The sequence below is a fragment of the Thermostichus sp. MS-CIW-26 genome (assembly GCF_054059115.1).
The window spans coordinates 1-11,902 of sequence record NZ_JBSSBV010000015.1 but is presented as its reverse complement, the minus strand read 5'-3'; the positions used below and the strand labels follow the sequence as shown (position 1 = coordinate 11,902).

Annotated in this window: 7 protein-coding genes, 1 tRNA gene and 3 pseudogenes; 8 read left to right on the top strand and 3 right to left on the bottom strand. The window is 59.6% G+C overall.

Annotated elements, in window-relative coordinates:
* Positions 1-38: 38 nt before the first annotated feature.
* From nifK to ACVWZU_RS06795, 5 genes and pseudogenes are all read left to right on the top strand, one after another.
* The gene (nifK, locus tag ACVWZU_RS06815) at positions 39-1,574 is read left to right on the top strand and encodes a nitrogenase molybdenum-iron protein subunit beta (protein ID WP_457403731.1); all 1,536 of its coding nucleotides are present in this window, start codon (positions 39-41) and stop codon (positions 1,572-1,574) included.
* Between the two features lie 253 nt (positions 1,575-1,827).
* Positions 1,828-3,015 carry a homocitrate synthase gene (gene nifV, locus ACVWZU_RS06810; RefSeq protein WP_457444042.1) on the top strand — a complete coding sequence of 396 codons (1,188 nt, stop codon included), beginning with the start codon at positions 1,828-1,830 and terminating at the stop codon, positions 3,013-3,015.
* A gap of 135 nt (positions 3,016-3,150) precedes the next feature.
* Positions 3,151-3,414, top strand: coding sequence for a nitrogen fixation protein NifZ (locus tag ACVWZU_RS06805; protein ID WP_011430646.1), 264 nt, complete (start codon positions 3,151-3,153; stop codon positions 3,412-3,414).
* Positions 3,411-3,611, top strand: coding sequence for a putative nitrogen fixation protein NifT (nifT, locus tag ACVWZU_RS06800; protein ID WP_011430645.1), 201 nt, complete (start codon positions 3,411-3,413; stop codon positions 3,609-3,611). The genes ACVWZU_RS06805 and nifT overlap by 4 nt, the downstream gene beginning before the upstream one ends.
* Positions 3,612-3,699: 88 nt before the next feature.
* A pseudogene (locus tag ACVWZU_RS06795) lies at positions 3,700-4,527 on the top strand (MFS transporter); the annotation flags it as partial.
* A gap of 40 nt (positions 4,528-4,567) precedes the next feature.
* Here the strand turns inward: ACVWZU_RS06795 and ACVWZU_RS06790 are convergent.
* A pseudogene (locus ACVWZU_RS06790) lies at positions 4,568-4,751 on the bottom strand (hypothetical protein); the annotation flags it as partial.
* A 46-nt stretch (positions 4,752-4,797) separates the two neighbouring features.
* Here ACVWZU_RS06790 and ACVWZU_RS06785 point away from each other — a divergent pair.
* Together ACVWZU_RS06785 and ACVWZU_RS06780 are read left to right on the top strand one after the other, a co-directional pair.
* A pseudogene (locus ACVWZU_RS06785) lies at positions 4,798-5,229 on the top strand (MFS transporter); the annotation flags it as partial.
* A gap of 156 nt (positions 5,230-5,385) precedes the next feature.
* Positions 5,386-5,469, top strand: a tRNA-Leu gene (locus ACVWZU_RS06780).
* Here ACVWZU_RS06780 and ACVWZU_RS06775 read toward each other — a convergent pair.
* Positions 5,470-7,653 (bottom strand): glycosyltransferase 61 family protein, encoded by a 2,184-nt coding sequence (locus ACVWZU_RS06775; RefSeq protein ID WP_457444040.1) that lies wholly within the window; start codon positions 7,651-7,653, stop codon positions 5,470-5,472.
* 193 nt (positions 7,654-7,846) lie between these two features.
* On the opposite strand from ACVWZU_RS06775, the gene ACVWZU_RS06770 reads away from it, so the two are divergent.
* Positions 7,847-10,543 carry a phycobilisome rod-core linker polypeptide gene (locus ACVWZU_RS06770; RefSeq protein WP_457444038.1) on the top strand — a complete coding sequence of 899 codons (2,697 nt, stop codon included), beginning with the start codon at positions 7,847-7,849 and terminating at the stop codon, positions 10,541-10,543.
* Between the two features lie 52 nt (positions 10,544-10,595).
* On the opposite strand, the gene ruvB is transcribed toward ACVWZU_RS06770, so the two are convergent.
* Positions 10,596-11,732: a Holliday junction branch migration DNA helicase RuvB gene (gene ruvB / locus ACVWZU_RS06765; protein ID WP_457388670.1), complete on the bottom strand. Its 1,137-nt coding sequence runs from the start codon at positions 11,730-11,732 to the stop codon at positions 10,596-10,598.
* Between the last annotated feature and the right edge of the window lie 170 nt (positions 11,733-11,902).

Sequence of the window (11,902 nt, the reverse complement as noted above, 5' to 3'; positions counted from 1 at the left end):
GGCCCTTCCTTCCCCTGCCCCTCATTAGGAGACCGACCATGCCGCAAGATATCCAAGACATCAAAGATCACGCCCGCCTGTTTCAAGATCCGGAATATCAGGCGCTTCTGCAGTGCAAGCAAACCTTTGAAGATCTCCCTTCCCCGGAAGAAGTGGCCCGGGTGGCCGAATGGACAAAATCTTGGGAATACCGGGAGAAAAACTTTCAGCGGGAAGCTTTGACGATAAACCCTGCCAAGGCTTGCCAGCCCTTAGGGGCCATCTTCGCCGCTGTCGGCTTTGAGGGAACTCTGCCCTTCGTCCATGGATCCCAGGGGTGTGTGGCCTATTTTCGCACCCATCTCACCCGCCACTTTAAGGAGCCCTTTTCGGCGGTCTCCACCTCGATGACGGAAGATGCGGCGGTGTTTGGCGGCCTCAAAAACCTAATCGAGGGACTGGAAAATGCCTACGCCCTCTACAAGCCCAAGATGATCGCCGTGTGCACCACCTGCATGGCGGAGGTGATCGGGGATGACCTGGGAGCCTTCATCACCACGGCCAGAAATGAGGGAGTTATTCCCCACAACTTCCCGGTGCCCTATGCCCACACGCCAAGCTTTGTGGGATCCCACATCACCGGCTATGACAACATGCTCAAGGCCATTCTCAGCACCCTCACCGAGCCGGTGGGCCGCACAGGCAGCAATGGCCACATCAACGTCATCCCTGGCTTCGATACCTACGTGGGCAACTTGCGGGAGATCAAGCGCATCTTCGGCTTATTTGGGATCCCGCTGACTTTGCTGGCGGACAACTCCGACTATTTGGATTCGCCCAACGACGGCACTTTCCACATGTATCCCGGAGGAACCCCTTTGGAGGCGGCTGCCCAATGCCTCAACGCCGAGGCTACTTTTTCCTTCCAGCGCTACACCACGCCCAAGACCCTGGAGTTTCTAGCAGAGGCCTCGGGTCGGCCCACCCTGACGGCGCGGCCAGTGGGTATTCGGGGCACGGATGAGTTTTTGATGCAGCTATCCCAGTTAACGGGCAAGCCCATTCCCGCCGAGCTGGAGATCGAACGGGGCCGGGCGGTGGATGCTTTCACGGACTCCCAAGCGTGGATCCACGGCAAGCGGGTAGCCCTGTATGGGGATCCGGATCTGGTGATGGGCTTGCTCAGCCTGTTGCTGGAGCTGGGAGCGGAGCCGATCCATGTGGTGGTGACCAACAGCAACGAGGAGTTTGAGACCGAGGCGCGGACGCTGCTGGCCTCTAGCCCCTATGGGCAGGGGGCAACCGTCTGGGGGGGCAAGGATCTCTGGCATCTGCGCTCTCTGATGTTCACCGAGCCGGTGGATCTGCTGATCGGCAATTCCTACGGCAAATACCTGTGGCGGGATACGGGCACACCTTTGGTGCGCATCGGCTACCCCATCTTCGACCGCCACCACCTGCACCGCTACCCCACCTATGGCTATGTGGGGGCGCTCAACCTCCTTAACTGGATTGTCAACACCATTCTGGATGAGGCAGATCGGCGCAGCATCATCCCCGGCAAAACCGACATCTCCTTCGACTTAATTCGTTGATGGCCAGAGCAGCGGGATCCCAAAGGCCGGACTTTGTCGGACTTTGTCAAGGATCCCCTGCTCCAAAGACTCCACCCCGCTAAGAGGAACAGCCAAGCCTTACAGGAATCTGATGAATTCTGCGGCAACTTGGTTGAGCTTTCTACCCTGGACATGATTGCCCTGACGCAACCGGGGTCCCGCTAGCGGTGCGGAGCACCATCGACGGTTACCGATTGCCTAGGCGGGCCGTAGGTCTTGGAGGATGGATCCCATGAATTCCTCTGTTACCATCAACGACACCACCCTGCGCGATGGGGAGCAAGCAGCAGGGGTAGCCTTCCAAATCCCCGAGAAGATCTCCATTGCCGCCCTCTTGGATGCCATTGGCGTACCCGAAATTGAGGTGGGGATCCCGGCCATGGGCGCCGTGGAAACGGAAGCCATTCGCGCCATGCTCAGCCTGGGTCTGCGGGCCCACCTGCTGGGGTGGAACCGGGCTGTGCCCAGCGATATCCTCGCCTCTATTCGTTGCGGCCTCAAGCGGATCCACATCTCCGTGCCGGTCTCGGATCGGCAAATCGCTGCCAAGTTCCAAGGGGATCGCCCTCGGCTGCTGCGACAGTTGCGCCAATGCGTGGAGATGGCCTTGGAGCAAGGGCTGTGGGTCTCGGTGGGGGCAGAAGATGCCAGCCGCACCCCCCTGGAGCAGGTGATCGAGTTGGCCCAAATGGCCCAAAGCTGGGGCTGTCGGCGCTTCCGCTACTGCGATACGGTGGGCATTTTGGATCCCTTTAGCACCTACAAGCAGATTCGCCGTCTGGTGCGGGCCATCGATATCCCTGTGGAGATGCACACCCACGACGACCTGGGCATGGCCACTGCCAATGCCTTAGCCGGGATCCGCGCCGGCGCTCAGTCGGTGAACACCACCGTCAACGGCCTGGGGGAACGAGCCGGCAACGCCCCCCTGGAAGAGGTGGTGATGGCTCTGCGCTGCACCTTGGGGATCGATGTTGGGGTGGATACCCGCCGTTTGCGGGAGCTGTCTCAACAGGTGGCGCGGGCCAGCGGTGCTCCCCTACCTCCCTGGAAGGCCATCGTCGGTGACAACGCCTTTGCCCACGAGTCGGGCATTCATGCGGCGGGAGTGCTGCGGGATCCCCAGACCTATGAGCCTTTCCCACCAGAAGCCGTGGGCGGCCAGCGGCGGCTGGTGTTGGGCAAACACTCCGGCCGGCATTTGCTGCTGCAAATCCTCAAGGAACACGGGATCCCTGTCGAGCAGATCCCACCTGGCCAACTGGAAAAGCTCCTGGAACAGGTGCGGCAGCACGTCACCCACTGCAAACATCCGATCCCGCCGGCGGAACTGGCCCGTTATTGCCGCGCAACGCTGACGCAATGGGCGCAACACACTCCAGAACCCATCCCAGAGGAGAGCCATCCCGATGTTGTCTAACCGCTTGTCCGGAAAGGAAACTTCCAAATCTCAGGCCATTTTGGCAGCCGTGTCTCGACGGGCGCGCCAAGTAGGCCGCAGCCTAACCCGCCAAGAGCTTTGTCAGGTGCTGGCAGAAATCACAGGAGGTACCCCATGAGCGACGAACTGGAGCTGGATCGCCCTCCCCAATTTGAGCTGGGCGACAAAGTCCGCATCCGTAAGGTCATCCGCAACGATGGCACCTTTTTCGGCCAGCCGGTGGGGAAAATCTTAGCCGTTCCCGGCGACGAAGGTTACGTGATTTCCATTGGCACCTTTCTACAACGGTTTTACGTCTATGCCGTCCACTGCTTGGCCAAAGGCTTGGTGGTGGGGTGCCGTGCCCAAGAGCTGGAACTTGTGGAGAAAGGGCTATGAAAGTCATCCTGCACGAAAGTGCCTACGGGCATTTGATGGTCTACGTTCCCAAAAAAGATCTGGAAGAGTCGGTTGTGGCCACCCGTTCAGAGGCCGGGGAAACCATTTTCACCTTGAGCAACGGTTGGGAATTGTCCATCCCGGAGCTGCCGGAGCCTTTGTCTCTGCCCAAGACGGTAGAGGCCAAACGCCTCTAGCCAACGGTTGGCTAAAAATTCTGTTGGCCTATCCCCGAAAGGGCTGAGAGAATGGGTTGAACTCAGCTCCAACAAGCTCTAGATACCCATGAAAAGGGTTGGATTCCCCGTTACTTTGTATGGACAACCGGCCCATATGGGGAGATGGCTTTTCATCCTCCTGGGGCTCCTGGTTCTTCTTTGCTTGGGAACCGTCTATTCCTGGAGCATTTTCCGCAAGCCTCTGGAAACAGAGCTGGGGATTGGGGCCAGTGAGAGCCTGCTGCCCTACACCGTTGCCCTCGTGTTTTACGCTACCCTCATGCCCATCACAGGGTTTGTCATCCCCCGCTGGGGATCCCGCCGAGTACTGGCTCTGGGGGGCAGCTTGGTGGGTTTGGGCTATGGGCTGGCCAGCTTTGCCCCTTCTATTGGGTGGATCACCCTCTGCTATGGGGTGATTGCCGGTAGCGGAGTAGGGGTTGCCTATGGGGTGCCGATGGCCGTGGCAGCCCGTTGGTTCCCGGATCGCAAGGGATTGGCGGTGGGGTCCACCATTATCGGCTTTGGCCTATCCCCCCTGCTTACCGCTCCCCTGGCCAACTGCTTGATCGAGGCACTGGGGGCTCGGCCTACGCTGCTGATTTTGGGGATCCTCTTTGCAGCGGTGATCTTGGGGATCGCAACCCAACTGAGATTTCCTCCTCCCGATTGGATCCCTTCCCCATCTTTTCCAAGAAAATCCACGAATGGCCCAGATCGCTCTCCGTTGACTTCTCGGCGCTCTCTCCCTCTGCTGAGAAACCCCTCCTTCTATGGCCTGTGGATCTGCTATGCCATCGGCACCCTGGTTGGTTTAAGCGCCATTGGGATTTCTGGTCCTGTGGGGGAAGAGCTGATCGGCCTGGATCCCCCTGCGGCTGCCAACAGCGTGGCTGATACATTTACGCTGAACACTGCTGAACATCACTGTTCAACTATGCAGCGATAGCATTCTGTTTGTTTCCAACCAGAATGGCGGTATCCCGCAAAGCTTTGAGTAGAATACCCAAAGCGCAGTTTCCGTGTCGTCTTACTACCAATTTTCTGCTTTGCTTTGGCTACCATGTTGGCAGACTCGAAAGTAAACAGAAAGATCAACTGGTAGTAATCCGTACTGAACATATTATACATTATTTTCAGTATAGTTGAGCTTATTATTGACTAGAGTCATGCTCTCTTCGCCATTTTCAACGGGCTCAGCCGTCCTCTGTTTGGCTGGTTGGCCGATCGATTACATCCCCATCAGGTCACTACGGGCTCCTACGGGCTCATCCTGCTGGCCTGTGGGCTAATGCTCCTGCCTCCTCAGGGATCCCTTCTGGCCTACTGGGTAACTTTTTCCTTGCTTTGGTTTTGCCTGGGGGGGTGGCTGGCCATGGCTCCCGCCCTGACCCTGCGCTTGTTTGATCCCGAACGCTACGCCCAGAACTACGGCATTGTGTTTACCGCCTATGGAGTTGGGGCCTTGGTGGGAACGATGATCGCGGGGCAAATTCGCGATAGGCTGGGCAGCTATAGCTATACCTTTTATGGGATGGCCGCCTTGGCGGTGGTGGGGATCTGGGTGGCCAACGTTTTTTTGAAAGAGAAGTTGTAGGAGCTTCAAGCCAGCGGGCACAGCAGGGATCCCATCAGCAGGGGCAGCAATCCCCTACTTCATACCCTCCACTGCAGGGCTGGGTGAACCAACTTAAAGACTTGCCCCCCCAAGGCAAGCAGTTTGGTAGAGTAGTACGGCTATTGCCGACAGATTGGGATCGTGGCGGAATGGTAGACGCTACGGACTTAAAATCCGTTGTTCCTCAAGAACGTGAGGGTTCGAGTCCCTCCGATCCCATCATCCCTTGATCCCTGTCTGTTCCAGCACATTCAGCAAGTCCGGGATCCGAACCCAGGCATCTTCTCGATCCAAATCGGGGCTGGAAAGAAGAGCCACCAAAGCCGGATCGCAAACAGGCGCCACCAAGGGGAAATACCTTAACCCTGCCACCTGGGCAATGATCCAAAAATAGGGGAGCACTGCATTGCTGGGCAAGATCTCGATGACGGTGGTGCCGGGTGGACAAAAGGCGAGGTTGGTCAGGCCCGCCCCGTGGATCCCGATCACCGCCTCTGCCCCCTGCATCAGGGCTATTTGCTCGGGAAGAGAGAGGGTTTCCATCTGCACCGGTACAAATCCCCAGGGGCGCAAGCAGGCCAGCACCTCCGCTTCGTTGATCACCCGCCGCCAGCGGGCAGAGCGACGGCTGATGTAAATCCGCCGCGGCTGCAGGGGGTCGATGGAGAAACTCGGCTGGGCCAGTTGCCGCAGCACCTCCAATCCCCTGGGCGTCAAGCACCCCACCGGAGCGCCTGCTGAGGGCACGATCAGGTTCTGGGCTTGCAGATGGGATCCCCCCAACTGCTCAAAGCTGAGGATGCGCTCGGCTGGGATCCCCAAAGCAGCCAAGCTCTGCACCTGAAAGGGCTTTCTTTGATACCCGTGGATCAAGATGGGGATGTCCTTTTCCAGGGCGCCCGACCGCTGCAGGATATCGAGGGCCGGCAGAATATCCACCATCCAGTGAAAGTAATTAACTGCCCCCAAGGGCAAAAGGGCAACGGGGCCATCCAGTGGGATCGGTGGGGGGAGATGGGGCAAGCCCAGCAGGGGGTGGTGTCGCAGGTGATCTGGCCTGTAGTCCCAGTCGAGGAACTCCGGCGGCGGCAAGCTCAGGGATAGATCGGCGAGCAATTCTCCCCGGCGGGTGAGCACCCCGCTGGCAAAGCTGGCGTAGAGGTGGCGGGGATAGTGGCCCACGTGGACGGATCCTCGGGGGATCTGGGCGACAAAGGTCTCTGCCAAGGGGATGCGCTGCGGGCGCAGCTTTTGCAAAATGGCGGGATCAGCCGCAGGGGGCGCTTTCAGACAGAGAACCCCCCCTGGATCCAGCAGTTGGTAGTCCCCTTCGCCCGTGGCCTGATGCCACTGTCGGGTGGTGAGGTAGCCTTGGGTTGGCACCGGCCAGAAGTCAGTTGTAGGGGGAGTGCTCTGGGAAAAGGAGTCCGCTTGAAGGGCAACGCCTTCTGGAGCCCAACGCTGCCGCCAAGCCGAGTACAGCAGGCAATCGGGGCCCTCCCCTCTGCATGCCTGCTCCAGTCCAGATCGCAGAGGGCTTTCTCCGCCGCTGCCCTCGCACCACGCCTGCACCCAATTCCGTTCCGCTGCCACCGCTCGGCAAACCTTCTCCCAAGCCGCCTCAGGGTGATCCAGCCGCACTTCCGCTTCCGCCCAGTAGCTGTAGAGTTGCGCCGTCCTGGTGCCCCGCGCCTCAGCCGCCTGGAAACACCCCACAGCCTGAACTGGATCCTGCAGATCCAGCCACGCCAGGCCCATCTGTACCCAGGGATCCCCCCACTCAGGGCGCAGCCGCGCAGCCTCCTGCAGAGGGGAAATCGCCTCTCGCAAACGGCCCAGCTTCATCAGGGCCAAGCCCCAGCGCCAAAAACTCTCTGCTGCCGCCGGATCCTGCTGGCAAGCCCGCTCAAACCACTCCGCTGCCGCAGCCCACAGCCGGCTCCGCTCTTGGGTCAGGCCAATGCGGTGAGCAGCCAAAGCCTGGCCAGAAGACAGCTCCAGCTGTCCATCCCCCAACTCCAGAAGCTGCCGATACAGAGCTGCTGCCTGCGGCCAATGGCCCTTCTCCCACAGGCTTTCCGCCAAAGCCTGCAAGCTCCTCAGCAGGTGGTAGACGGCCTCGGATTCGGCCACCCCCCCCCCTTGCAGCATCGCCAAGCCCTCTTGCCACACCAGCTGCGCCTCCAGTTCCCGACCCAGCAGGAGATAGGCGGCTCCCAGCTCCCAATACAGCTCTGGAGAGGGGGATCCCTGCTCGAGCTGTTGCTGTAAAACCTGGGTAACGCGTTCGTAATGTCCCTGCTCCCAATCCTCAAGGAGAAAAGCGGAAGACAACAGATGGGAGGGTAGAGCTGGGTTGAGAGCCATGTCTTTGTGGATGAGAAACAGTGTTACAAACTGCAACAACCTCCCCACTCTGGGCCCGTGCCCCTAGTATTCTAGGCTTGGCTTCCCCCTCAGGGATCGGGCATCGATCCTTCTCAGCTCAGAGAGGGATGCTCCTCCAGTCGTGGGTCAGCCTCTTCACCCCCTTCGATGGCACTGTCCTCGGCCTTTGTCGGCAGTTTTTTCGATCAAAACGGAGTTTAAAAGATCGATGGGTATCAACGTATCCGCTGGCACAGTCGTTTCCAACCCCCGTCTCTACCAAACCGTGCCTGTATCGACCATCTCCCAGGCGGAACAGCAGGATCGCTATCTGGGACGCACCGAGCTGGATCGCCTCGAGGACTTTTTCTCCAGCGGCCTGAAACGGCTAGAGATTGCCGAGGTCATTGCGGCCAATTCGGAAATCATCGTCAGCCGGGCAGCCAACCGCATCTTCACAGGGGGCTCGCCCATGGCCTATCTGGAGCGGCCAGAAGCGACCCAAGACGAGAAAGAAGCCTTCAAGCTGGGTACTGCCTTCTACGTGGAATCCACCGGCGGATTCATTGAGGCCATCCGCAACATCTTTAGCGCCAGCGGTGTGGAGATTCCCCCCAATTTCCGCCCCATCAACATCTCCCGCTACGGAGCTGCCAACATGCGCAAATCGCTGCGGGATCTGAGCTGGTTTTTGCGCTACGTTACCTACGCCCTGGTGGCCGGGGATCCCAGTATCATCGCCGTCAACACCCGCGGCCTGCGGGAGATCATCGAAAATGCCTGCTCCGCCGAGGCCACCATTGTCGCCATTCAAGAGATGAAGCGGGCAGCGGCTGGCTACTTCCGCAAAGATGCCGAAGCAGTTGCCATCATCAACCAATATTTCGATGTCTTGCTGAGCGAGTTCATCGCCCCCGCCCCTTCTGACAAGCTGCGGCAGCGCAATGCCAGCACCGCCGACGGCCTGCCCCTGCAGGGGCTGCAGCTACCCCAGGTTTACAACTTGGCTGCCGAAAAAGTTCCCGTTTCTGCCATGAAGCCGGGGCTGTCCAACGCCGAGAAAGAAGAAGTCATCAAGGCCGCCTATCGACAGGTGTTTGAGCGGGATATCCGCCGCGCCTACGGCCTCAAGCTTTCCGACCTGGAGTCGAAGGTGAAAAACGGCGAGATCTCCATGAAGGAGTTCATTCGCCGCCTGGGCAAATCGGAGCTGTATCGCAAGCAGTTCTACGAGCCTTACATTAACAGCCGCGTCGTGGAGCTGGCCTTCCGCCACTTCCTGGGGCGGGCTCCCGAAACCCGCGAGGAAGTGCAGACCTACTTCTCCATCATCTCCAGCAAGGGCCTGGCTGGCCTGGTGGACGCGCTGGTGGATAGCCGCGAGTACGGGGACTACTTCGGCGAGGAGACGGTGCCCTACCTGCGCAAGCTGGGGATAGAAGCCCAAACCAGCGCCAACTGGGGAGCCAAGTTCGACCTCTACACCTACGCTGCCCCCCGCCGCAAGGTGCCCCAGTTCATTACCCTCTTTGCCCGCTACAACCGGCCTCTGCCGGATCAGCATGCCTATGGCTCCGGCAACGACCCGCTGGAGATCCAATTTGGGGCTATCTTCCCCAAGGAAACCCGTTCCCTCAGCGCCCGCCCCGCCCCCTTCAACAAGGATGTCAAGCGCATCCTCATCCGGCGCGGCTTTGCCCTCACCAACGCCCGCACCAATCCCAAGGCAGTGGGGGATCCCGGTAGCCTTGGCCCCAAAGTCTTCAAGCTCACCCAAACTCCCGGCGATCGCAGCCGGCGGCTAGGGGTGCGGGCGGGGATTGTTGGCAGCGAAGTCTCGACGCAAGCGGTGATCCGCGCCTGCTACCAGCAGGTGTACGGTTACATGCCCTACGAAGGCCAACGGCTAACCCGTTGGGAGATCAAGCTGGAGTCGGGGGAAATTCCTGTCAAAGAGTTTATTCGCCAACTGGCCAAGTCGGATCTCTTCCGCAACAAGTACTGGTCCAGCTTGTATGTCTGCAAAGCCATCGAGTTTATCCACCGCAAGCTGCTGGGCCGACCCACCTACGGGCGCCAGGAGATGAACCGCCTATTTGACATCGCCTCCAAGCAAGGGTTCTACGCCGTCGTGGACGCCATCCTCGACAGCGAGGAGTACCAGCAGGTCTTCGGGGAAGATATCGTGCCCTATGAGCGCTACCTCACCCCCGGCGGTCTGGCGTTGCGGCGGATGCGGTCGGGATCCAGCGACATGGCTGTTGCAACCAAGCCCATTCGCACCGACGACGACATCCCTCTCTTTGTCAAGTTGGGCCAGCCTCGGGATATGCCTTCCGGCGAGCTGGAAATCCAGCGGCGGGCCCAGCAGGGGGTGCCCAAGGTACGCCAAGAGATCCCTGTCTTCAAGCTCACCAGCCTGGCCAACAAAGCGGAAGTCAACAACCTCATCCGCGCCGCCTACCGGCAGGTCTTCGAGCGGGATATGGACATCTACAACATCAGCGCCGAGCTCAGCTCTGCCGAGTCCAAGCTGCGCAACGGCGAGATCACCGTCAAGGAGTTCATCGAGGCCCTGGGGTGTTCCGAGCTGTACCGCTCCGAGTTCTATGCCCCCTATCCCAACACCAAGGTGATCGAGCTGGGCACCAAGCACTTCCTGGGCCGTGCGCCTCTCAACCAGCAGGAGATCCGCAAGTACAACCAGATCTTGGCCACCCAGGGGGTGAAAGCCTTTGTGCGCGCCCTGCTGAACACCCAGGAGTATCGGGATCTCTTCGGCGAGGACACGGTGCCCTATCGCCGCTTCCCCACCTTGCCGGCGGCCAACTTCCCCAACACCCAGGAGCTGTACGGTCGTCTCACCAAGCAAAACCGCGAGCTGGTGGTGCCCAGCTTCAGCCCTGTGGGCAATGACCGCAGCTAGATATGGAGCTCTCAACCCCTTCTCTCCTTTTGTGGGAGAGGGAAAAGACAAATTAGCTCCACAAAGGCAGAGGAGACTGGGCTTCATAGCCCAGATGCCGTAGCGCAGCAGGGGTAACCACTCGACCCCGGGGCGTGCGCTGCAGGTAGCCGATCTGCAGCAGATAAGGCTCATACACTTCTTCAATGGTTTGGGGATCCTCACCCGTCACCGCGGCCATCGTCTCCAAGCCCACTGGCCCTCCACCGAACTGCTCCACCAGCACCGTCAGCAGCTTGCGATCGATCCAATCCAAACCCATGGGATCCACCTGGAACAGCTCCAGAGCGGCTGCTGCCACTTCTTGGCTAATGTGGCCATCCCCTCGCACCTGGGCGTAATCTCGCACCCGCTTGAACAGGCGGTTGGCAATGCGGGGCGTGCCCCGAGAACGGCGGGCGATCTCTGCAGCCCCTTCTGGATCGGTGGAGACATTTAAGAGGCGAGCCGTGCGCAGCACGATCTGCACCAGCTCGTGAGGCTCGTAAAAGTGCAGCCGTTGCACGTGGCCAAAGCGATCCCGCAGCGGAGAAGTGAGGGCGCCAATGCGGGTTGTGGCCCCGATGAGGGTAAAGCGTTCCAAGGGCAGAGAGGTGATGCGAGCAGAGCGACCTTTGCCAATGGTGATATCAAGACGAAAATCCTCCATCGCCGGATAGAGCAATTCTTCTGTAACCTTGGGCAGGCGGTGGATCTCGTCAATAAACAACACATCCCCCCGCTTCAAGCGCACCAAATACCCGGCAATGTCGCGGGGGCTCTCCAAAGCCGGCGCGGTGGTCATGTAGAACTGGGATCCCATTTCTGCCGCCAGCACTGCTGCCACCGTGGTTTTGCCTAGACCAGGCGGGCCGTAGAACAGCAGGTGATCCAGAGGCTCTTGGCGAGCGCGGGCCGCCGCAATGGCAATGGAGAGCACTTCTTTAAGTTCCGTCTGGCCAATATATTCCGCCAGGGTGCGCGGGCGCAGGGATTCTTCCTGGGCTTCGCCAGGGTGGGCTTGCGGCTGCAACAGGGCAGAGGGATCCGCTCCCCTTTCCCCAGCAAAGCTCAACTCTCTGCCTTCTTTTCTCCAGGCTGAAGACTTTTGCTGCCGCCGCTTGGGGCCCTCAGCGTTCTGGCCTGTATCCCGAGAAGAAATGATTGCCATATCCCTAAGTCACAGAGGCAATGGCCCCAATTTAACTCTAGAAAAGCTCTGGGAAAGATCACCCCAGCAAAGAGAACAAAAAAATCCCCCAGACCAAGCCGGGGGATCCACCAATGCTGTTGAAGCGTCAGGTCAGGCCATCAGCCACGCACCGCAGGCGCTACCTCCAC

Excerpts from the sequence above, each read along its gene's own strand:
- nifK (WP_457403731.1), top strand. The coding sequence starts at position 39 with ATGCCGCAAGATATCCAAGACATCAAAGATCACGCCCGCCTGTTTCAA.
- nifV (WP_457444042.1), top strand. The coding sequence starts at position 1,828 with ATGAATTCCTCTGTTACCATCAACGACACCACCCTGCGCGATGGGGAG.
- ACVWZU_RS06805 (WP_011430646.1), top strand. The coding sequence starts at position 3,151 with ATGAGCGACGAACTGGAGCTGGATCGCCCTCCCCAATTTGAGCTGGGC.
- nifT (WP_011430645.1), top strand. The coding sequence starts at position 3,411 with ATGAAAGTCATCCTGCACGAAAGTGCCTACGGGCATTTGATGGTCTAC.
- ruvB (WP_457388670.1), bottom strand. The coding sequence starts at position 11,732 with ATGGCAATCATTTCTTCTCGGGATACAGGCCAGAACGCTGAGGGCCCC.
- ACVWZU_RS06770 (WP_457444038.1), top strand. The coding sequence starts at position 7,847 with ATGGGTATCAACGTATCCGCTGGCACAGTCGTTTCCAACCCCCGTCTC.